This window comes from Kitasatospora cinereorecta (genome assembly GCF_024172095.1).
Classification (GTDB): Bacteria; Actinomycetota; Actinomycetes; order Streptomycetales; family Streptomycetaceae; genus Kitasatospora; species Kitasatospora cinereorecta.
In genome coordinates this window covers 353808-375437 of sequence record NZ_JAMZDX010000002.1, presented here as the reverse complement: position 1 = coordinate 375437, position 21630 = coordinate 353808, and the positions used below count along the sequence as shown (strand labels likewise).

Sequence of the window (21630 nt, the reverse complement as noted above, 5' to 3'; positions counted from 1 at the left end):
GGTACGCGCCAGGCGCGGTTCACGACGTGCCCGACCATTCGGTGGACAGCGGTGGGCGCGGGCGGCGGCGCTGGGTAGGAGGGGGTGGTCGGGTAGGCGGTGCGCGGGAGGTGCGGTGTTCGGGGAGTTCGATCGGTCGGGCACGGGGAGTGCCAAGTGGGCGCGGGCCGGGGCGGGCCGGATCGCGCTGGGCCTGGCGGACATGGATCTGCCGGGCCCGCCGGCCGTGGGCGCGGCGCTGGCGGAGCGGGCGCGGCACGGGGCGCTGGGCTACACGGTGTGCGAGGAGGCGGACCGGGAGCTGGTGGCGCGGTGGTACCGGCAGCGGCACCGGGTGGAGGTGGATCCGGACTGGGTGATGCTGCTGCCGTTCGGGCCGCGGACGGCGGTGCGCCTGCTGGTGGAGGCGGTCGGGGAGCTGCCGGGCCCGGCGGTGTTCGGGTCGCCGGAGTGGGGCGGGTTCGGGCAGATCTGCCGGGCGGCGGGGGTGGCGTTCCGGGAGGTGCCGTTCACCCGGGGGGCGGAGGGCTACCGGCTGCCGGTGGCGGAGTTCGCGCGGCACCGGCCGGGGCTGGTGCTGCTGAGCAGTCCGCACAACCCGTCGGGCCGGCTGTGGCGGGCCGACGAGATCGCCGCGCTCGCCGAGCTGGTGGCCGGGCGGGGCGGACTGCTGGTCTCGGACGAGGTGCACGGGGACCTGGTGCACCCGGACGCGGGGCAGGAGCATCCGGTGGCGGTGGCGGTGACCGGCGGCGCCCGGCACGTGGTGACGCTCAACTCGGTGGGCAAGACGTTCAACGCGTCCGGCGTGCCGAGCAGTTTCGCGCTGGTGCCGGATCCCGGGCTGCGGGAGCGGCTCGCGGCGGTGATGGCCGGGTACGGGCTGTGGGAGGGCGGGCTGCTGGAGCAGGTGGTGCAGCGGGCGGCGCTGGCCGAGGGCGGGCCGTGGCTGGACGACCTGCTGGCGCACCTGACCGCGGCGCGGGACCTGGCGACGGCGGCGCTCGGCGGCGCGGTGCTGGCCCGTCCGCAGGCGTCGTACCTGCTGTGGCTGGACGGTACGGGCCTCGGCAGCCGCGGCCGGCTGCTCACGGAGCGCAAGGTCGAACTCTCGGACGGCGCGGACTTCGGAGTGGCCGGTTCCGGATGCCTGCGGCTGAATTTCGCCCTCCCGCTCGACCGTCTGCGAACCGCACTCACCCGGTTGACCAGCGACAACGCGCTCTGAGAAGCGCCGAGGTTTGCCGCGGGGCAGACTGAGCAGGAAGTACCGGGCCGCAACCGCATACCCGAGGGATGGTGAGTCCGGTGATACCCGTACGCCCGCATTCGGCCGCGGGACGGCAGGAGACGCCACCGAGCGTGACCCCGCTGACCGAGGCCACGGCTGAACGCCATCTGGCCGGCATATGTTTCAAGATCGGGCCGCCCCGGCTGGTGGGGGTGGAGGCCGAGTGGTTCGTCCATGACGCCCGATGTCCCGACGATCCGGTGGATCCCGACCGCGTCGCGGCCGCCCTGGCGGCGCTCCCGGCGCACCCCGAAGGCCCGCAGCTCCCGGCGGGCTCCCGTCTCACCCACGAACCCGGCGGACAGGTCGAGCTCAGCTCCCAGCCCGCCGATGATCCCGACCGCTGCGCAGACCTGCTGCTGGCCGACCAGGCGGCGCTGAGCGCCGCGTACGCCGCGCAGGGACTGCGGCTCACCGGAAGCGGTACCGATCCGCTGGCCCGCGAGCGCCGGATGCAGGCCTCCCACCCGCGCTACGTCGCGATGGAGCAGTACTTCGACCGGACCGGACCGTGGGGCCGGATCATGATGTGCGGCACCGCGTCGGTGCAGGTCTGCGTGGACTCCGGGTCCGAGGCGCAGCTGGCGGCGCGCTGGCGCCTGGCCCACGCGCTGGGGCCGGTGCTGGTCGCGGCGTTCGCCAACTCCCCGCTGCTGGACGGCCGGCCGACCGGCTACAAGTCGATGCGGCAGACGGTCTGGTCGCGGATGGACCCCAGCCGCACGCTGGCCCCGGCGGCCAACGGCGACCCGCGGCACGCCTGGGCGCGGTACGTGCTGGACGCCAAGGTGCTGTGCGTGCAGCGGCCCGACGGCGAGCCGTGGACGGCGCCCGCGGGGCTGACCTTCCGGGAGTGGCTGCGCGGGGCCGGCGACCGGCCGGCGACCATGGCCGACCTGGAGTACCACCGCACCACGCTGTTCCCGCCGGTGCGCCCGCGCGGCCACCTGGAGCTGCGCATGATCGACGCGCAGCCCGGCGAGGGCTGGCTGGTGCCGCTCGCCCTGGTCAGCGCGCTGATGGACGACCCGCAGGCGACCGATGCCGCGCTGGCGGCGCTGGAGCCGCTGGCCGAGCCGGGGAGTGCCCCGCCGCCGCGCAACATGCTGTGGCGCCGGGCGGCGGGCCTCGGGATGACCGACCCGGAGCTGCGCCGCGCCACGGTGGCGTGTTTCGCCGCCGCCGACCGGGCGCTGGCCCGGCGCGGCGGGAGCGGCCGGCTGCGGCGCGCCCTGGGCGAGTTCGCCGAGCGCTACCCGGTGCGGGGCCGCTGCCCCGCCGACGACCAGCTGGACGCCGTGCGCACCGGCGCCCACCCGATTTCCGAGGAGACGGCAGCGTGCTGAACGCCGACACCACCGATCCCGCTGTGCTGCGCGAGCTGATCGCCGGCGAGCTGGCGGCCGCCCGCGAGCGCACCGGCCGCCTCACCGACTGCGTCGAGGACGACGAACTCGTCGCCCAGCACTCCCCGTTGATGTCGCCGCTGGTCTGGGACCTGGCGCACATCGGCAACCAGGAGGAGCTGTGGCTGCTGCGCAACGTCGGCGGCCGCGACCCGATGCACCCGGAGATCGACCCGCTGTACGACGCCTTCGAGCACCCCAGGTCCGAGCGGCCGAGCCTGCCGCTGCTGCCGCCGAAGGAGGCCCGCGGGTACGCCCACGACGTACGCGGGCGGGTGCTGGACCTGCTGGCGGCCAGCCCGCTGGAGGGATCGCCGCTACTGGACGCGGGCTTCGCCTTCGGCATGATCGTCCAGCACGAGCAGCAGCACGACGAGACCATGCTGATCACCCACCAGCTGCGCAAGGGGCCGGCCGCGCTGACCGCGCCCGCGCCGCCGGACCACGCCGACCGGCTGCCGGCCGAAGTCCTCGTCCCGGCAGGCCCGTTCACCATGGGCACCGACACCGAGCCGTGGGCGCTGGACAACGAGCGGCCCGCGCACCGGGTGGAGCTGCCCGCGTACTGGCTGGACACCGCGCCGGTCTCCAACGCCGCCTACCAGGTGTTCATCGCCGACGGCGGCTACGACGACCCGCGCTGGTGGACCGAGCGGGGCTGGGCGCACCGGCAGCAGGCCGGGCTGGCCGCACCGCTGTTCTGGTCGCTGGACGGCGGGCAGTGGATGCGCCGCCGCTTCGGCACCCTCGAGCCGGTGCCGCCGCGCGAACCGGTGCTGCACGTCAGCTGGTACGAGGCGGACGCCTACGCCCGCTGGGCCGGGCGGCGGCTGCCGACCGAGGCCGAGTGGGAGAAGGCGGCCCGGCACGACCCGGCCACCGGGCGCTCGCGCCGCTTCCCGTGGGGCGACGAGTCACCGACCCCCGCGCACGCCAACCTCGGCCAGCAGCACCTCCAGCCGGCCCCGGTCGGCAGCTACCCGGCCGGTCAGTCGCCGTACGGGGTACGGCAGTTGATCGGTGACGTGTGGGAGTGGACGTCCAGCGACTTCCACGGCTACCCGGGGTTCCGGGTGTGGCCCTACAAGGAGTACTCGGAGGTCTTCTTCGGCCCCGAGTACAAGGTGCTGCGCGGCGGTTCGTTCGCGGTGGCGCCGGTCGCGTGCCGGGGCACCTTCCGCAACTGGGACTACCCCGTCCGGCGGCAGATCTTCTCCGGGTTCCGCACCGCCCGCGACGCCGGGGAGGAGGCCTGATGTGCCGCCATCTGGCCTACCTCGGTGAGCCGGTGGCGATCCGGCGGCTGATCCTCGACCCGCCGCACGGCCTGTACCGGCAGTCCTGGGCGCCCCGGCTGCAGCAGTACGGGACGGTCAACGCGGACGGGTTCGGCGTCGGCTGGTACGCGGACGGCGACGAACTGCCCGCCCGGTACCGGCGCGAGGGCCCGATCTGGGCCGACGCCAACCTGGCCGACCTGGCCCGGACGGTGCGCACCCGGGCGCTGGTGGCCGCGGTGCGCTCGGCCACCGAGGGCTGCGCGGCCGGCGAAACGGCGGCCGCGCCGTTCGCCGCCGGGCGCTGGCTGTTCAGCCACAACGGCGCGCTGCCGGGCTGGCCCGAACGCCACGGGCCGCTGGCCGCCGAACTGCCCGCCACCGAACTGCTGGAACTCACCGCCCGTACCGACTCCGCCCTGGTCTGGGCGCTGGTGCTGCACCGGCTGCGCGCCGGGGCGGCGCTCGGCGAGGCACTGGCCGAGACCGTCCGGGCGGTCGCCAAGTACGGCGACGCCCGGCTCAACCTGCTGTTGACCGACGGCACTTCGATCGCCGCCACGGCCTGGGGCGACACCCTCTTCCACCGGGTGCGGCCCGGCTCCGGCGTCATGGTCGCCTCCGAGCCGGGCGACGACTCCCCCGGCTGGTCCGAGGTGCCCGACCGCTCCCTGCTGCTCGCCACCGCGGCGGGCGTGACCGTCCATCCGATCGACTGACTGCCCGCTCCCCCCGTGAGAGGACCCCGCACCGTGACCGGATACGACCTGACCCGGCTGCTGCCCGCCGACCACTTCCAGCACGCGCTACGCCACGACGTGCAGGCGGGCCTGACCGCGAGTCCGAAGCAGCTGCCGCCCAAGTGGTTCTACGACGCCCGGGGCAGCGAGCTCTTCGAGGAGATCACCCGGCTGCCGGAGTACTACCCGACCCGGGCCGAGCGGGAGATCCTCACCGCCCGCTCCCCCGAGATCGCCGCGATCGCCAAGGCCCGGACGCTGGTCGAACTCGGCTCCGGCTCCTCGGAGAAGACCCGGCTGCTGCTGGACGCGCTGCGCGACCTCGGCACCCTGGAGACGTACGTGCCGGTGGACGTCAGCGAGAGCGCCCTGGAGTCGGCCGCCGAGGCGCTGATCGCCGAGTACCCGGGGCTGAGCGTCCACGCGGTGCTCTCCGACTTCACCGCCGGGCTCGGCCTGCCCGAGGACGGCAGCCCCAGGCTGGTGGCCTTCCTCGGCGGCACCCTCGGCAACCTGCTGCCGCCCGAGCGGGCCGCCTTCCTGGCCGGTCTGCGCGCCCAACTGCGGCCCGGCGACTGCCTGCTGCTCGGCACCGACCTGGTCAAGGACCCGGCGGTGCTGGTGGCCGCGTACGACGACGCGGCCGGGGTGACGGCCGAGTTCAACAAGAACGTGCTCAACGTGCTCAACCGCGAGCTGGCCGCCGACTTCGACCCCGCGCTGTTCGACCACGTGGCCCACTGGGACACCGAGCAGGAGTGGATCGAGATGCGGCTGCGCTCCACCCGCGCGCAGTCCGTCAAGATCCCCGAACTCGACCTGCCGGTCCACTTCGAGGAGGGCGAGGAGCTGCGCACGGAGATCTCCGCCAAGTTCCGCCGCTCCCGGGTGGCCGACGAACTGGCCGCCGCCGGCCTGCGCCTGACCGAGTGGTGGACCGACGAGCAGGGCCGCTTCGGGCTCTCCCTCTCGGAGCCCGTCACCGTCGCCTGACCACCGTCGCCCTCCCCGGGTGCAGGAGCACCGCGGCCGGGGAGGGCGACGCCGTTCCGGATCGCGGGGAACGGCACACAGTAGCGCCGGAGCGGGCGCTACGGGGGCCGAATCGCGCACTCCCTGCGGCCGCGCACGCACCTCCGGTACCCATGGAGGACTGGGAGGGATGTGCTCTTGATCTTCAATCGCCTTCGTCCGCGCAAGCCGGCCCCGACCGGCGCCTGCCCCTACGCCCACCACCAGCCCGCGTACACGCACCACCCCGCGCCGCCGGTCGCCCGGGACGACGACGGGAGCACACCGGCCGCGCAGGCGGCGGCGTTCGTCCGGCAGTTCCACGAGGAGACCGCGAGCGCCGGCCACCCGGGCCCGAGGATCCGGGAGGTGCTGGCCGAGATCGCGGAGACCGGGACGTACCGGCACACCGCCGCCGAGCTGGCCTTCGGCGCCCGGCTGGCCTGGCGGAACTCGGCCCGGTGCATCGGCCGGCTGTACTGGCGCAGCCTGGTGGTGCGCGACCGGCGGGAGGTGACCGGTCCGGAGGAGATCGCCGCCGAGTGCTTCGGGCACCTGCGGGCGGCCACCAACGGCGGCCGGATCCGGCCGATGGTCACCGTCTTCGCCCCCGACCGGCCGGGCCGGCCCGCGCCCCGGATCCTCAACTCCCAGCTGGTGCGCTACGCGGGCTACCAGGACCTCGAAGGGCGGTGGACCGGCGACCCGGCCGGCGGCGAACTCGCCGCCCTGGCCCGGGCGGCCGAGTGGAAGAGCGGCGAGGGCCGGTTCGACGTGCTGCCACTGCTGGTGCAGGAAGCCCCGGCCGCCGAGCCGCGCTGGTTCGAGGTGCCGGACGACGCGGTGCTGGAGGTGGAACTCACCCACCCCGAGTACGGCTGGTTCGGCGAGCTGGGGCTGCGCTGGTACGCCGTCCCGGCGATCAGCGACATGACGCTGGAGATCGGCGGCATCCGCTACCCGGCGGCGCCGTTCAACGGCTGGTACATGGGCACCGAGATCGGCGCCCGCAACCTGGCCGACGCCGACCGGTACGCCATGCTGGCCGAGGTGGGCCGGCGGCTGGGGCTGGACACCTCCAGCGACCGCACGCTCTGGCGCGATCGGGCCCTGGTGGAGCTGAACATCGCGGTGCTGCACTCCTTCCAGGAGGCCGGGGTGACCATGGCCGACCACCACACCGAGTCGGAGCGCTTCCTGCGGCACGTCGCGCAGGAGCAGCGGCTCGGCCGGCCGACCCCGGCGGACTGGAGCTGGATCGTCCCGCCGGTCTCCGGCGGGCTGACGCCGGTCTACCACCGCTACTACGACCCGGTCGACCCCGGGCTGCGGCCCGCGTTCGTGGCCCGCGAGCCCTGGTGAGCAGTCAGAGCGGCACCACCCGGTAGTGGGTGGTGAGCCGGCCGTCGCCGTCCAGCACGTGGAAGGCGAGTGCGGGCGGCAGGTCCGGGTGGGCGTCCGGTCCCGGCCGCTCCCACGGGAGCCGGAGGGTGGAGACCACCCCGGGGGCGACCAGCAGCGGGCGTCCGGCGAACCGGGTCGCGGCCGGGGTGTGCGCGTGGCCGCACAGGAAGGCGGCGATCTGCGGCCGGCGCCCGGCCAGTTCGGCCAGGCGCTCGGCGCCGAACTGGCGGATCGGGTCGACGGCGGGCGTGTGCAGCACGACCGGCGGGTGGTGGAAGGCGACCAGCACCGGCACCCCGGCCGGGGTCCGCTCGACCACCCCGTCCAGCCACGCCAGCGTCTCGTCCGCCAGCAGGCCCTCGGGCCGGCCGGGCACCGAGGAGTCGCACAGCGCGAGGACGAAGCCCGCGCCGCGATGCACCCGGTTCACCGGACCGTCCGCCGCGTCCTCGCCCAGCAGCACCCTGCGCAGGGCGGCGCGCTCGTCGTGGTTGCCGGGCAGGACCAGCACCGGGTGGCGGGAGACCAGCAGTTCGCGCAGGACCTCGTACTCCTCGGGCCGGCCGTGGTCGGCGAGGTCGCCGGTGACCAGCACCGCGTCCAGGTCGTACGGCAGGTCCTCGAGGAAGGCCATGACGGCGCGGACGCGCTCGACGCTGCGGGCACCGCCGTCGAGATGCAGGTCACTGAGGTGCAGGTCGCTGACGTGCAGGTCGCTGAGATGCGCGATCACGGGCATGGTGGGTGACTCCTTGTCGACTTGTCCATGACGCGACCGTACGGTCCCGACCGGACCAGGGTTAAGATCCGGTTCCGTGCCGAAAAACTGGTCCGGTCACGGCGTCGACCTCCACCTGGAGCCCGCCGCCGCGGCGGGCGGCCGACGGGTCGGTCTGGAGGGCGCGCTGCGCGAGGCGATCCGGGCCGGCCGGCTGGCCGCGGGCACGTCGCTGCCCGGGACCCGGGCGCTGGCCGCCGAGTTGGGGCTCGCCCGGGGCACCGTGACGGCCGCCTACGACCAGCTGGTCGAGGAGGGGTACCTCACCGCCCGGCCGGGTTCCGGCACCTCGGTGGCCGCCCTCCCCGCCTCCGACACCGTCGCCGCGGCGCGTCCGGCGGCCGCGCCGGCCGAACCCGTCCACGACCTGCGGCCCGGCCGGCCCGACCTCGACGCCTTCCCCGTCCGGACCTGGCTGGCCGCGACCCGCCGGGTGCTCGGCCGGGTCGGGCCGCAGGCGTTCGGCCCCGGCGACCCGCAGGGGCGGATCGAGCTGCGCACCGCCCTCGCCGAGCACCTCGCCCGGACCCGCGGCGTGGTCGCCACCCCGGACCGGGTGGTGGTCACCGCCGGGTTCCACCAGGCGATGGCGCTGCTCGGCGGGGTCCTGGCGGCCGGCGGCACCACCCGGGTGGCCGCCGAGGACCCGGGACACGACGTCTACCGTGCGCTGCTCGGCCGGGCGGGGCTGGCCGTCGACCCGCTGCCGGTGGACCGGGAGGGCGCCCGGGTCGAGGAGCTGGGCCCGGACGTCGGCGCCGTCTCGCTCACCCCCTCGCACCAGTACCCGACCGGTGTCCCGCTGCACCCGCGCCGCCGCCGGGCCCTGCGCGCGTGGGCGCACACCACCGGCGGCCTGGTCCTGGAGGACGACTACGACGGCGAGTTCCGGTACGACCGCCAGCCGGTCGGCGCCCTGCAGGGCACCGCACCGGACCGCGTGGTCTACTGCGGCACCGCCTCCAAGACCCTCGCCCCGGCGCTCCGGCTGGCCTGGCTGGTGCTGCCGCCGGAGCTGGTCGACCCGGTGGTCCGGGCCAGGGAGCGCACCGACCTGTACGGCGAGAGCCTCGGCCAGCTGATCCTCGCCGACCTGATCGCCGGCCACGCGTACGAGCGGCACGTCCGGGCCGCCCGGCTGCGCTACCGGCGGCGGCGCGGGCAGCTGGTGGAGCGGATCGGCGCACTGCCGGGGCCGACCGTGCACGGGGTGGCGGCCGGACTCCACACGCTGGTCACATTGCCGGACCACGGGCCGGGCGAGGCCCCGCTGTTGGCGCGGTGCGCCGAACGCGGCGTGGCGCTGCGCGGCCTCAGCGAACTGCACCACGACCCGACGGGACGGCCGGAGGGCCTGCTGATCGGCTTCGGCGCACCCGCCGAACGCGCCTGGCCCGCCGCGCTGGACGCGCTGTCGGCGGTCCTGGCCGAGCAGTTCGGCCGGTGAGCGCCCGCGCGGGATATTCGCTGGCGGCGCGGGCGGCCCGTCCGGACAATGCGCAGGTGCACAACGATACGAAGCGTACGGTCACCGCAGTGGTGACCTGCCGGGGAACTGTCCTCGGCTCGGTCGGCCCGTTCGGGGTCGACTCGCCGCACTGGGCCGAGGTCGGCCAGGTGGCACGGGAGTTGACGGAGCGGCTGGCGGTACCGGTGATGGTGCTGCGGCTGCTGTCGGTGGACGGCGGCGACGGCGGCCGCGGCGGCCTGGTCACCTACCACGCCGAGGCGCTGGACCGGCCCGAGGCCGAACTCGCCCCGGCCGGGCCGGACTTCGCCGCCGAGCCGGCGGACCACCCGCTGCGGCTGGCCTGGGCCACCCCGGAGGGGCTGCGCTCGGCGCTGGACTGGGCATCGTCCGAGCTGGACCGGCTGGGCCGGCCCGCGACCGGGCCCGCCGAGCAGGTCAAGTCCTGGAACCTCTCCGGCCTGTTCCGGATCCCGACCGCGGACGGTCCGGTGTGGCTGAAGACCACGCCCCCGTTCGGCGTGGACGAGGCCGGCGCCATCGCGGTGTTCGGCGCGGCCGACCCGGCGCTGGTGCCCGGGGTGCTGGCCGCGGCGCCGCACCGGGTGCTGCTGGAGCACGTCGCCGGGGTGGACTGCTGGGGCGCGCCCGAGGACGGCATGCTGACACTGGTCGAGCGGCTCGCCGAGGCCCAGCACGCGCTGGCCGGGCGCCGCGACCCGGCGCTGGCGGACCGGACGCCCGCCGCCCTGGTCGGCGCCTTCCGGGAGCTGCTGGCGAGCGGCAAGGTGACCGAGCTGTCGCCCGAGGAACTGGCCGATGCCGGCCGGCTGGCCGACCGACTGCCGGGCCTGGTCGAGGAGTTGGCCCGGTGCGGCCTCCCGGAGACCGCGGTGCACGGCGACTTCCACCCGGGCAACTGGCGCTTCGACGGTGAGCGCGCGGTGGCGATGGACTTCTCCGACGCCTTCCACGGCCACCCGGCCTTCGACGGCCACCGGCCGCGCCCGTTCCTCGGTGAGGAGCGCTGGGCCGAGACGCGCGGGCGTTGGGTGGCGGCGTGGCGGCGGCTGGTCCCGGGCGCGGACCCGGAGCGGGCGCTGGAGCTGTCGAAGCCGCTGATGCACGTGTACTACGCGGTGCGCTACCAGGAGTTCCTGGACGGCATCGAGCCGAGCGAGCGGATCTACCACGCCGGCGACCCGGCCGCCGAGATCCGCCGGGCGCTGGCCTCGGCCGGAGCCGTACAGGCCTGAGCCGCATGCAGGCCGGAGCCGTGCGGGCCTGAGCCCGGCCCGGGCCCGGATCAGTTCGTGGGGTCCGGTCCCGGCCGGTCCGCCGACAGGCGGGCGAAGCGCAGTTCGAGACCGTCCAGGAGGGCTTCCAGGCCGGTCTCGAACGCGCCCTCGTCGATCGATCGACGGTGCTCGGCGAGCAGGTGGGCCTCGCCGAGGTGCGGATAGTCGCCCGCGTAGAGCTGGGCGTCCTCGGGGAAGCCGGCGGCGAAGGAGCCGAGCGCCGAGCCGGTGATGAAGTAGCGCATCAGCGCACCGACCCGGGTGGCCTGTCCGCGCGGCCAGCCGGCCGCCACCAGGCAGCCGAAGACGGCGTCGGCCAGGCGCAGGGCGTTGGGCCGCCGCCCCGGGCCCTGGGCGAGCACCGGCACCACGTGCGGGTGGGCGGCCAGCGCGGCGCGGTAGGAGCGGGCCCAGTCGCGCAGCGCGGTCCGCCAGTCCTGCGGCGCGTCGAACATCGACAGGTCCACCTCGCCCATCACACTGTCGACCACGGCGTCGAGCAGATCGTCCTTGGTGGCGAAGTGGTTGTAGAGCGAGGGCCCGCTGACCGAGAGCTCGGTGGCGAGGCGGCGGGTGGAGAGGGCGTCCAGCCCCTCGGCGTCGGCCACCGCCAGCGCGGCGGCGACGATCCGCTCGCGGCTCAGCAGCGGGGTGCGCGGTCGGGCCACGCTCGCCTCCCTCTCGGTTCGACTTCGACTCGGCCGGTCGGATCCACGGCATTCTCCCAGGCCTGGCGGGGCCGCCCCTTCACAGCCCGCCGGGCGCGGGCTACAGTCACCTTAAAACTTGCAGCGCTAGTTTATCGAGGTGTCCGCGCCATGAACCTGGAGCTCACCGAGGAGCAGGCCGCCGTCCGGGAGCTGGCGGCGGACTTCGTCGACCGCGAGATCGTGCCGTACGCCGCCGAGTGGGACCGGGCCGAGTCGGTGGACCTCGCCGTCGTCCGCAAGCTGGCCAAGGTGGGCTTCCTCGGCCTCACCCTCCCCGAGGAGTACGGCGGCAGCGGCGGCGACCACCTCGCGTACTGCCTGGTCCTGGAGGAGCTGGGCCGCGGCGACTCCTCGGTCCGCGGCATCGTGTCGGTCTCGCTCGGCCTGGTCGGCAAGTCGATCAACGCGTACGGCACCGAGGAGCAGAAGCGGCACTGGCTCCCGCGGCTGACCTCCGGCGAGGCGCTCGGCTGCTTCGCGCTGACCGAACCGGGCACCGGCTCGGACGCCGCCAACCTGACCACCCGGGCGGTGCGGGACGGTGAGGACTGGCTGATCTCCGGCGCCAAGATGTTCATCACCAACGGCACCTGGGCCGAGGTCGCCCTGGTCTTCGCCCGCACCGGCGAGCCCGGCCACCGCGGCATCACCGCGTTCCTGGTCCCCACCGACCTGCCGGGCTTCGAGCGCCGGCTGATCCACGGCAAGCTCGGCCTGCGCGGCCAGGCCACCGCGGAGCTCGCCTTCGACCGGGTCCGGGTGCCGGACAGCGCCCGGCTCGGCGCCGAGGGCAAGGGCTTCTCGGTGGCGATGTCCGCGCTCGCCAAGGGCCGGATGTCGGTGGCCGCCGGCTGCGTCGGCATCGCCCAGGGCTGCCTGGACGCCGCGGTGAGGTACGCGACCGAGCGCGAGCAGTTCGGCAAGCCGATCGCCTCCCACCAGCTCGTGCAGGAGCTGATCGCCGACATCGCCGTCGACGTGGACGCCGCCCGCCTGCTCACCTGGCGGGTCGCCGACCGCATCGAGCGCGGCCTGCCGTTCGCCACCGAGTCCTCCACCGCCAAGCTGTACGCGAGCGAGGCCGCGGTGCGGGCCGCCAACAACGCCCTGCAGGTCTTCGGCGGCTACGGCTTCATCGACGAGTACCCGGTCGGCAAGTACCTGCGCGACGCCCGGGTGATGACCCTGTACGAAGGCACCAGCCAGATCCACAAGCTGCTGATCGGGCGATCCCTGACCGGCATCAACGCGTTCTAGAAACCCCCATGGATGAGGAGCCCGACGAAGTGCGTCCTGTCTACTTCGCCGCCGCCCGCCGCACCCCGATCGGGAAGCTGCGCGGCGCGCTGTCCACCGTACGGCCCGACGACCTGTCGGCCGCCGTGCTGCGCGGCCTGCTCGACGAGGTCCCGCAGCTCGACCCCGCCCGGATCGACGACGTCTACTGGGGCGCCGCCAACCAGGCCGGCGAGGACAACCGCAACCTGGCCCGGATGGCCGTGCTGCTCGCCGGACTGCCCGAGTCCGTCCCCGGCGCGACCCTCAACCGGCTGTGCGCCTCCGGCCTGGAGGCCGTCACCACCGCCGCCCGGGCCATCGGCTCCGGCGAGGCGGACGTGGTGGTGGCCGGCGGCTGCGAGTCGATGAGCCGCGCACCGTTCGTCCTGCCCCGCCCCGACGAGGCACTGCCGCACCGGATCGAGACCTTCGACACCCGGCTCGGCTGGCGGCTCACCAACCTGCGGATGAAGGACCTGCACGGCGTGCTCTCGATGGGCGAGACCGCCGAGCAGGTCGCCGAGCGCTACGGCGTCTCCCGTGAGGACCAGGACGCCTTCGCCCTGCGCAGCCACCAGCGCGCCGCCGCCGCCCGCAAGGACGGCCACTTCGACGCCGAACTGCTGCCCGTCGAGCGCCCGGACGGGATCACCGTCACCGCGGACGAGTGCATCCGCGAGGACACCACCCTGGAGAAGCTGGCCCGGCTGAAGCCGGTCTTCAAGGCCGGCGGCACCGTCACCGCGGGCAACGCCTCACCGATGAACGACGGCGCCGCCGCGCTGCTGCTGGTGAGCGAGGAGGCCCTGCGGGACCTGGAGTTGGAGCCGCTCGGCCGGTACGTGGCGGGCGCCTCGGCCGGCGTCCACCCGGACGTGATGGGCATCGGCCCCGTCCCGGCCACCCGCAAGGTGCTGGCGCGGGCCGGCTGGCAGGTCGGGGACGTCGAGGAGGCCGAGTTCAACGAGGCCTTCGCCGCCCAGGCGCTCGCCAGCGTAAGGGAGTTGGGCTTCGACCCGGAGCTGGTCAACCCGACCGGCGGCGCGATCGCCCTCGGCCACCCGCTCGGCGGCTCCGGCGCCCGCATCCTCACCACCCTGCTGCACCGGATGCGCCGGACCGGCGCCCGCCGGGGCCTGGCCACCATGTGCGTCGGCGTCGGTCAGGGCACCGCCGTCGTCGTCGAGAACGTCCGCTGAACACCCCTTGCGAACGTTCGTTGAACACCCTTCACCAGTCGAGGAGTTGCGTCAGATGAGTCGGTTTGCGGGCAAGGTCGCCGTGGTGACCGGAGCGGCCCAGGGCATCGGTGCGGCGACCGCGCTGCGGCTGGCCGAGGAGGGCGCGGCCGTCGCCGTCGTCGACCTCACCGCCGAGCGGGCCGCCGCCACCGTCGAGGCGATCACCGCCAAGGGCGGCACGGCGCGGGCGTACGGCTGCGACGTCGCCGACTACGGCGCGGTCGAGGCCGTGTTCGCGACGGTCGCCGAGGAGATGGGCGGCCTGCACATCCTGGTCAACAACGCCGGCATCACCCGGGACAACCTGTTCTTCAAGATGCCGAAGGCCGACTGGGACGCCGTCCTGACGGTCAACCTCACCAGCGCGTACAACTGCAGCCACGTCGCCCAGAAGTACATGGTCGCGCAGAAGTACGGCAAGATCGTCTCGCTCAGCTCGCGCTCCGCGCTCGGCAACCGCGGCCAGGCCAACTACGCCGCCGCCAAGGCCGGCATCCAGGGCCTCACCGCCACCCTGGCGATCGAGCTCGGCCCGTACAACATCAACGTCAACGCCGTCGCCCCCGGCTACATCGCCACCGCGATGACCGCCGCCACCGCCGAGCGGGTCGGCGCCAGCGCCGAGGACCACCAGGCGCTGGCCGCCGAGCGGACGCCGCTGCGGCGGGTCGGCCAGCCGGAGGAGGTCGCCGCCGTGGTCGTCTTCCTGGCCGGCGAGGACGCCTCGTACGTCAGCGGGCAGACCCTGTACGTCAACGGCGGCGCCCGCTAGCTTGGTCTTTAACCAGTGGGCTCGAACGGCCTGTCCGAACGTGATCACTCGTTGCGGTAACGGCCGTACATGAAGGCGGCCTTCGTCTGATCCTGTGCTCCGACCAAGGAATGCACGTGATCAAAACGAAGGCCGTGGGGATGAGTGTGCTGCATGACGGCGTCGGCAGGGACGCAATCGCTGAACTGTCACGCTTCCGAGGGGAGTTCTACTCCTGCTTGACCCGGCGTGGGGATGCGTTGTTCGAGCTGGCCGACGCTGTGCTGTGTGCCGACGGGCCGGTCAGGTCGCTGGTGGAGCTCTCCCTGGTGGGCGAGCACCGCCGCGGCCACGGCGGGCTCTACGCCGCTCTGGCCCGCGGTCGGATCGATGCGGATCGGCTGCGGCGGGCTCTCGCGGAGGCGCCGTTGCCGCGAGCGACCGACGGCCGGCTGGTGCTGGCGGTCGACGTCACCTGCTGGCTGCGGCCGGACGCCCACACCTCACCCGAGCGGATCCTGTGCCACACCTACGGGCGGGGCAAGGACCAGCACATCCCCGTTCCGGGCTGGCCCTACTTGATCATCACCGCCCTGGAGACCGGCCGCAGCTCGTGGACCGCGCCGTTGGACGCGCGCCGCCTCGCGCCGGGCGACGACGCCGCGACCGTCACCGCCCGGCAGCTGCGCGAGCTGGTCCGGCGTCTCGTCGACGCCGGTCAGTGGCACACCGGAGACCCGGACATTCTCGTCGTCGCGGACGCCGGATACGACATTCCCCGCCTCGCCTTCCTCCTCGGCGACCTGCCGGTGCAGGTGCTGGGGCGGATGCGCTCGGACCGCGTCCTGCGCAGGGCCTGCCCGCCCCGGCCGGCCGGCACCGTGGGCCGACCGCCCAGGCACGGCGGCGAGTTCGCCTTCAACGACCCGAACACCTGGGGCGACCCGGACACCCGAACCGTCACCGAGACCCGCCTCTACGGCATCGCGACCGCCCGATCCTGGGACCGCCTGCACCCAAGGTTGACCCACCGATCCGCCTGGGTGGCGGATGCGGGCACCCTGCCGGTGATCGAGGGCACCGTGATCCGCCTGGAGGTCGACCACCTGCCCAGCGGCGCGATCCCGAAGCCGGTCTGGCTGTGGTGGTCCGGCACCGACGCCACCACCACCGACATCGACCTGCTCTGGCAGGCGTTCCTGCGCCGCTTCGACATCGAGCACACCTTCCGCCTGTTCAAGCAGACCCTGGGCTGGACCTGCCCGAAGATCCGCACGCCCGAGGCCGCGGACCGCTGGACCTGGCTGATCCTCGCCGCCCACACCCAGCTCCGCCTCGCCCGGCCCCTCGCGACCGACCTGCGTCGCCCCTGGGAACGGCCCGCGCCGCCCGAACGCATGACCCCCGCCCGCGTCCGACGCGGATTCCGGCACCTCCGTCGCAAGGCGGTCTGCCCAGCCGGCGCACCCAAACCCAGCCGACCAGGCCCGGGACGGCCACCCGGCCGCAAGAACACCCAACCGACCCCACGCCACGACGTCCACACCGCCGGCAAAACGAGTACCAAGACGCCACCGACACAGAAGAACCCGCAGATCAACAGCCCTCAACCACGCCGAACAGGTTAAAGATCAAGCTAGGGTCCGTCTTCAAACCCCCGTCGTCCGCCCGGAGGGCGGGCCTGGCGGCGTCTGGGTGCGTGCATCGCAAGGCGGAGGAGGGAGTCCATGCGGAGCATCGGCGACCGACGACAACGCGGCGAGGTGCGTGCCCAGGCGTCGCCAGGCAGGCGGGGGTTTGAAGACGGACCCTAGGCCCTTCCGTCGAGCGGGCTCGCGATCGAGGCCTGAGGTTCGGGACTGTCCCGGGCCTCAGGCCTTCGCCTTGGCCTCGGCCAGTTGCATCAGGTAGCGCTCGGCGGCGCGCAGCTTGCGGCCGTCCGGGCCGGGGAGGTGGGCCCGCAGCTCGATGATGTCCGGCGCGATCCGGATCGCCTCGGCCGGGTCGGGGATCGCCCGCCAGCACGCCTCGGCGTTGGTCGCGGCCTGCTGGGTCTCCGGGTGCCCGGCGCCCTCGGTGCGCAGCAGGGTGAGCGCCACCTCGCGGTACAGCTCCGCCGCCAGTGCGGGGCGTCCGGCGAGCCGGGAGACGTGGGCTCGGACCTGCCGGGCCTGCAGCGCGGACGGGGCGGCCGGTCCGTGGGCGGCGACGGCCTGCTCCTCGAGGGCGAGGGCCAGTTCGGCGGCGGTGTCGTGCTCGCCGGCGTCGGCGCAGCGGACGATCCGTCCGATCGCCTCGCGGTAGTCGGTCGGCGGTTCTTCCGCGGCCGCGGTTGCGGTTTCGGCTTCCGGGGCGGGCGCGGGCTTGCCCAGGTCGACGGTGGCGGCGAGGGCGCCGTCGGGCTTGGCCAGGTCCACGGTGGCCGCGAGCGCGCCGTCGTGGTCGGCGAGGTCCAGGGTGGCCGCCAGGGCACTGTCCCGGTCGGCCAGGTCGAGCGTGGCGGCGAGCGCGCTGTCGCGCTCGGCGAGGTCCACCGTGGCCGCCTCCGCGGGCTCGGACGGCGCACCGCCGTCGCGCTTGCCGAGTTCCACCCGCGCGGCCGGCCCGGCGCCGTGCTCGGCCAGGTCCAGGGTGGCCGCCAGCGCGCTGTCCGGGTCGGCGAGGTCCAGGGTGGCCGCCGGGGCACTGTCCCGGTCGGCCAGGTCGAGGGTCGCCGCCAGGTCCGGATCGACGGCGGCGGACGGCTTCGCCAGGTCCACCCGCTCCGCTCCGCCGCCGTCGGCCGGCTTGGCCAGGTCCACCGTCGCCGCCGCGTCCGGCTGCGCGGGCCGGCCCTTGAGCAGGGAGACCGGCCGGGGCGGGCGGGCCGGGGTGGGCGGTACACCGGGCTTGCGCAGGCTGACCATGCCGCGCGGCGTCCAGGTGGGGCTGATCCGGCCCTTGCCCAGCTCGACCCGCGGCTCGGCGGCCGACGGCGCCGGTACGGGGGCGGGCCGGGTCGGCCTGGCGGCCTGAGGCGGCTCGGGGTGGGCGGCGTCGGGGCCGCCGCCGATCTGCCGCGAGGTGTTGCGGAAGTACGGCCGGTCGGCGGGGTGGGCGACCACGACCATGCTGTCGGGTCGCAGCACCGAGTGGACCTGCGGCTGGAGCTGTTCCGGCGCGAGCAGGGCCTCGGCGCCCGGGCGCCCGCGGTGCAGGGCCTCGATCAGGGCGCGGGTGAAGGTGCCCAGCTGGTCCGGGTCGGGGGTGACCACGGCCCACATCGGTACGCCCTCGGCGAGGCCGGGGCCCATCGCCTGGAGCTGCGGCCACATCGCGTGGTCGGCGCTCAGGTCGGCGATCACCAGGGTGTCCAGCTCGGCAGGGCGGTGGCGGAGTTCGGCGGCGAGGGCGCTCCAGGGGAGACTCTCGGACGGCTTGGCGTCGCGCAGGCTGAGGTAGAGCTGTCCGCCGCGGCGGTCGACGACGAGGTGGCCGCCGAGGTGCACCAGGACCGGGCCGGGGTGGCGGGCGGCGGCGCGCAGGTGGGCCAGCACGGTCTGCGGGTCGGCGCCGCCGGGCAGGTGGACGGCGTCCACGGCGTCGGCGGAGAGCAGCACCTGCGGTGCGACGCCCGCCATCATCTCGGACAGGACGTGGGTGTGGGCCGAGCCGCCGCGCGCCCACGGGCGCCGGCCGCCGGCGTACCCGCCCTCGACGACCAGGATGCGTCCGCGCAGGCCGTTGCCGATGCCGCGGGGCGGGACCGGCTCGGCGGACGGCTGCCCGCCCGGGGGGAGGGTGATGGCCGGCATCACCGAGGTCCAGCCGGTGGACGGGACGCCGGACGCCCCGCCAGGCCCGGCCGCGGGCGGCGCCGCTGACAGGACGGCACCCGGCCCGGCCGGGGCGGTCGGCGGCATCGCGGGCATCGGCGGCACCACCGGGGCCGCCGCGGTCGCCGCGGGCGGCGGCAGCTCGAAGGGGTCGGCCGGTACCGGCGGCTCGCCAGTGCGCTCCGCACCGGCACGGTCGCCCGGGCCCGGCAGCGGAACGGTCTTCACCAGGTCGGGGCCCGGCTGTGTGCCGTCCCCGGACGACGTCGTCACGTCCGCCACTCCCGGTCACTCCCGCCCCCGTCGCACCTGCGACGTCGTGCCTGCCGCCGCGGTGCCTGCCACCACGTCCGATCCCCGTCACCTTACGGGGTCCCCCGGGATCCGAGCCAGGGCGGGTGGGCCGAGCCACCCGCCCGGCGGGCCGTCAGTAGTGCACGGTGACGCGGCGAGCGGGCCCGTCCACCCGGACCACGCCGCCGTACGGGACGATCTGCTGCGGTTCGGTGTGGCCGAGGTCCACGTCGAACACCGCCATGGTGTCCGGCGCGTACTCGGCGAGCGCACGCAGCACGGCGGCCCGCTGCTCGGCGCGGTGGCGCTCGCGCTCGGCCGGCCCGAGGGGCTTCTGGAAGGACCAGGCCATCGCCCGGCCCATCAGCAGCGCCGGGAAGCGGCGGAGCAGTCCGCGCTCGCCCATGCAGCGCAGGGTGAAGTAGACCTCGTCGGCGCTCATCAGCTCCTCGGACGTCTCCAGGAACAGCACGCAGCCCTCGTACGTCTCCGGCGGCGCGATCCGGTCGGCCATCATCAGCCAGGCGACGATGTCCAGGCAGCCGCCCCAGCTGCGGCCCTCGACCACCCGGTCGGCGCGGTGCCAGGACCAGCCGGTGGCCGGCTCGGTGGCGGGTTCGGCGTCGAAGGTCGCCGGGTCGGCCCAGTCGCGGTTGACCTCGGTGATCCGGGCCGGCTCGGTCAGCTCGTACGGGCCGGAGGTGAACAGCGCGGCCCGGATCGAGGACTCGCTCATCGGGTCCATCGCGCCGGGACGGCCGTACTGGGTCATCACGCCGCCGCCGTGGAAGCCGACGATGCCCTGCCGCCACAGGAAGTCCAGCAGGTTGGTGTTGTCGCTGTAGCCGAAGAAGGGCTTGGGGTTGGCCCGGATCAACTCGGCGTCCAGGTGGGGGATCACGGTGATCTGGTCGGAGCCGCCGATCGAGGCGATGACCGCCTTGATCTCCGGGTCGGCGAAGGCCGCGTGCAGGTCGGCGGCCCGCTCCTGCGGGCTGGTGCCCATCTTCCGGGTGGTGGGGTACTCGACGGGCACCAGGCCGAAGTCCTCGGTGAGCCGGCGCAGCCCGAGCTCGTACGGCAGCGGGTAGAGCTCGGGGAGGCCGGCGGCGGGCGAGACGATGGCGACGCGGTCGCCCGGACTGGGTTTGGCGGGGTACGCAGGCTCGATCATGCGCAGATCGTAGGCGGACCGTCGCCCGTTCTTCGACGGATTATCCGCGCGGGTCAGCCGTGGGGGCGACGTCCAGGAGGGTCTTGCCGAGGGTGGCCCGGGACTCGATCGCCGCGTGCGCCTCGGCCGCCCGCTCCAGCGGGAAGCGCCGGCCGATCACCGGCCGCAGGCGTCCGGCGGCGGCCTCGGCGAGCACGTGCCCGGTGGCCGCGCGGATGCGTTCGGGCGTGGGGCGCAGGCCCAGCAGCGCCACGCCGCGCGCCGCCGCCTCGGCCTCCGGGATCGCCGCCCAGGAGCCGCTGGAGAGCCCGTAGGTGAGCATCCGTCCGCCGGGCACGAGGGTGGTGAAGGCGGCCCGTCCGACGGCGCCGCCGACGCCGTCGAGGACCACGTCCTGCGGCCCGGCCTCCGCCTCCCAGCCGGTCCTGGTGTAGTCGACGGTGCGGGCGGCGCCGAGTTCGCGGGCGAGTCGGAGCTTGGCCTCCCCGCCGGCCGCGGCGGTGACGGTGGCGCCGGCGGCCGTGGCGAGCTGCACCAGCAGGGTGCCGACTCCGCCCGCGGCGGCCTCCACCAGGACCCGGTCACCGGGCCGCAGGGCGGCCTCGCCGACCAGCAGCGCGGCGGTGCGGCCGTCGGCCAGCAGGGCGACCGCCGCGTCCGTCGCCAGACCGTCCGGGACCTCGAACAGCCCGTCGGCCGCGGCGAGCGCCAGTTCGGCGTACCCGCCGGAGCCGCCGGTGGACGCCACCACACGCCGCCCGAGCAGCGCCGGGTCGACACCCTCGCCGACGGCGGCGACCGTACCGCCGACGCCGTTGCCCGGGACGAACGGGGGTTCGACGGCGAACGGGCCGCGGCCGGACGCGCGGAACTGGGTCTCGACGAAGGTGATGTTGGCGTGCGCCACCGCCACCAGGACCTGTCCCGGTCCGGGCACCGGATCCGGGGCGGCGCCGGCCACCAGCACCTCCGGTCCGCCGAACTCCCGCAGCCATACCGCGCGCATGCCCATCCCCTCTCCGGTCCCGTGTCGTGCCGCCGCCCATCCTGAAACCTCATGCGCGCTTCAAGTCAAGCCCGGGTGTGCGCGGTGACGGCGCGTCCAGCCGGGCGGGCGCACCGGCGGCCGCTAGCTTCGATCGGGACAGCCCTCGAGGAGGAGACCCATGGCCGAGCAGAAGATCACCACCTTCCTCTGGTTCGACCACCAGGCCGAGGAGGCGGCCGCCTTCTACACCTCGGTCTTCCCCGGCTCCCGGGTGGTCGACGTGCAGCGGTACGGCGAGGCCGGCCCCGGAGTGGCCGGGACGGTCATGACCGTCACCTTCGAACTGGCCGGCCAGCGCTTCATCGCCCTCAACGGCGGACCGCTGTTCCCCTTCACCGAGGCGATCTCGCTGCAGATCGACTGCGACTCGCAGGCCGAGGTGGACGCCTACTGGGCCGCGCTGACCGAGGGCGGCGGCCAGGAGGTCGAGTGCGGCTGGCTCAAGGACCGCTACGGGCTCTCCTGGCAGGTGGTCCCGAAGGTCCTGATGGAGATGATCTCCGACCCCGACCCGGAGCGCTCGGCCCGGGTGACCCGGGCGATGCTCGGCATGCGCAAACTGAACGTCCAGGGCCTCCGGGACGCCTACGAGGGCGGCGGGGCCACCCCGGCCCCGTAGTCCGGACCCGGTGGCGGGGCGGCCGCC

The 21630-nt window shown here is 74.9% G+C and carries 18 protein-coding genes; 13 read left to right on the top strand and 5 right to left on the bottom strand.

Annotated features, from left to right (window positions below; genetic code table 11):
- The first annotated feature begins 115 nt into the window (after nt 1–115).
- From FHR36_RS08625 to FHR36_RS08600, 6 genes are all read left to right on the top strand, one after another.
- Nucleotides 116–1228: an aminotransferase class I/II-fold pyridoxal phosphate-dependent enzyme gene (locus FHR36_RS08625; RefSeq protein ID WP_253795377.1), complete on the top strand. Its 1113-nt coding sequence runs from the start codon at nt 116–118 to the stop codon at nt 1226–1228.
- A gap of 134 nt (nt 1229–1362) precedes the next feature.
- Nucleotides 1363–2637: an ergothioneine biosynthesis glutamate--cysteine ligase EgtA gene (gene egtA, locus FHR36_RS08620; RefSeq protein ID WP_253795376.1), complete on the top strand. Its 1275-nt coding sequence runs from the start codon at nt 1363–1365 to the stop codon at nt 2635–2637.
- Entirely contained in the window at nt 2631–3953 is a 1323-nt protein-coding gene (egtB, locus tag FHR36_RS08615; protein WP_407660806.1) for an ergothioneine biosynthesis protein EgtB, read from the top strand. Before egtA ends, egtB begins: the two co-directional genes overlap by 7 nt.
- Nucleotides 3953–4693 (top strand): ergothioneine biosynthesis protein EgtC, encoded by a 741-nt coding sequence (gene egtC / locus FHR36_RS08610; RefSeq protein WP_253795374.1) that lies wholly within the window; start codon nt 3953–3955, stop codon nt 4691–4693. Before egtB ends, egtC begins: the two co-directional genes overlap by 1 nt.
- A 33-nt stretch (nt 4694–4726) precedes the next feature.
- Nucleotides 4727–5707: an L-histidine N(alpha)-methyltransferase gene (egtD, locus tag FHR36_RS08605; protein WP_253795372.1), complete on the top strand. Its 981-nt coding sequence runs from the start codon at nt 4727–4729 to the stop codon at nt 5705–5707.
- A gap of 177 nt (nt 5708–5884) precedes the next feature.
- Nucleotides 5885–7087, top strand: a complete 1203-nt coding sequence (locus FHR36_RS08600; protein ID WP_253795370.1) for a nitric oxide synthase oxygenase — start codon at nt 5885–5887, stop codon at nt 7085–7087.
- 4 nt (nt 7088–7091) lie between these two features.
- Here the strand turns inward: FHR36_RS08600 and FHR36_RS08595 are convergent, their stop codons facing one another.
- Entirely contained in the window at nt 7092–7868 is a 777-nt protein-coding gene (locus tag FHR36_RS08595) for a metallophosphoesterase (RefSeq protein WP_253795368.1), read from the bottom strand.
- 76 nt (nt 7869–7944) lie between these two features.
- Between FHR36_RS08595 and pdxR the strand changes: the two genes are divergently transcribed.
- Together pdxR and FHR36_RS08585 are read left to right on the top strand one after the other, a co-directional pair.
- Nucleotides 7945–9354 carry a MocR-like pyridoxine biosynthesis transcription factor PdxR gene (gene pdxR / locus FHR36_RS08590; RefSeq protein ID WP_253795366.1) on the top strand — a complete coding sequence of 470 codons (1410 nt, stop codon included), beginning with the start codon at nt 7945–7947 and terminating at the stop codon, nt 9352–9354.
- A gap of 56 nt (nt 9355–9410) precedes the next feature.
- Nucleotides 9411–10631, top strand: a complete 1221-nt coding sequence (locus FHR36_RS08585; protein WP_253795364.1) for an aminoglycoside phosphotransferase family protein — start codon at nt 9411–9413, stop codon at nt 10629–10631.
- A gap of 50 nt (nt 10632–10681) precedes the next feature.
- Here the strand turns inward: FHR36_RS08585 and FHR36_RS08580 are convergent, their stop codons facing one another.
- Nucleotides 10682–11341 (bottom strand): TetR/AcrR family transcriptional regulator, encoded by a 660-nt coding sequence (locus FHR36_RS08580; protein ID WP_308199241.1) that lies wholly within the window; start codon nt 11339–11341, stop codon nt 10682–10684.
- A 150-nt stretch (nt 11342–11491) separates the two neighbouring features.
- On the opposite strand from FHR36_RS08580, the gene FHR36_RS08575 reads away from it, so the two are divergent.
- The 4 genes from FHR36_RS08575 to FHR36_RS08560 all read left to right on the top strand — a co-directional run bounded on the left by FHR36_RS08575 (nt 11492) and on the right by FHR36_RS08560 (nt 16281).
- Nucleotides 11492–12640 (top strand): acyl-CoA dehydrogenase family protein, encoded by a 1149-nt coding sequence (locus FHR36_RS08575; RefSeq protein ID WP_253795362.1) that lies wholly within the window; start codon nt 11492–11494, stop codon nt 12638–12640.
- A gap of 29 nt (nt 12641–12669) precedes the next feature.
- Entirely contained in the window at nt 12670–13860 is a 1191-nt protein-coding gene (locus FHR36_RS08570) for a thiolase family protein (RefSeq protein WP_253795360.1), read from the top strand.
- Nucleotides 13861–13915: 55 nt separating this feature from the next.
- The gene (fabG, locus tag FHR36_RS08565) at nt 13916–14674 is read left to right on the top strand and encodes a 3-oxoacyl-ACP reductase FabG (protein ID WP_253795358.1); all 759 of its coding nucleotides are present in this window, start codon (nt 13916–13918) and stop codon (nt 14672–14674) included.
- 140 nt (nt 14675–14814) lie between these two features.
- Complete coding sequence (locus FHR36_RS08560) at nt 14815–16281, top strand: NF041680 family putative transposase (RefSeq protein WP_253795356.1); 1467 nt, start codon at nt 14815–14817, stop codon at nt 16279–16281.
- Nucleotides 16282–16524: 243 nt separating this feature from the next.
- Here FHR36_RS08560 and FHR36_RS08555 read toward each other — a convergent pair whose 3' ends face one another.
- From FHR36_RS08555 to FHR36_RS08545, 3 genes are all read right to left on the bottom strand, one after another.
- A complete protein-coding gene (locus FHR36_RS08555; protein ID WP_253795354.1) occupies nt 16525–18741 on the bottom strand; it encodes a hypothetical protein in 2217 nt (738 codons plus the stop codon).
- Nucleotides 18742–18895: 154 nt separating this feature from the next.
- Nucleotides 18896–19936, bottom strand: a complete 1041-nt coding sequence (locus FHR36_RS08550) for a S66 family peptidase (protein WP_253795352.1) — start codon at nt 19934–19936, stop codon at nt 18896–18898.
- Nucleotides 19937–19976: 40 nt separating this feature from the next.
- Entirely contained in the window at nt 19977–20942 is a 966-nt protein-coding gene (locus FHR36_RS08545) for a zinc-binding dehydrogenase (protein ID WP_253795350.1), read from the bottom strand.
- A gap of 160 nt (nt 20943–21102) precedes the next feature.
- Between FHR36_RS08545 and FHR36_RS08540 the strand changes: the two genes are divergently transcribed.
- Nucleotides 21103–21603, top strand: coding sequence for a VOC family protein (locus tag FHR36_RS08540; protein ID WP_253795349.1), 501 nt, complete (start codon nt 21103–21105; stop codon nt 21601–21603).
- Nucleotides 21604–21630: the final 27 nt, after the last annotated feature.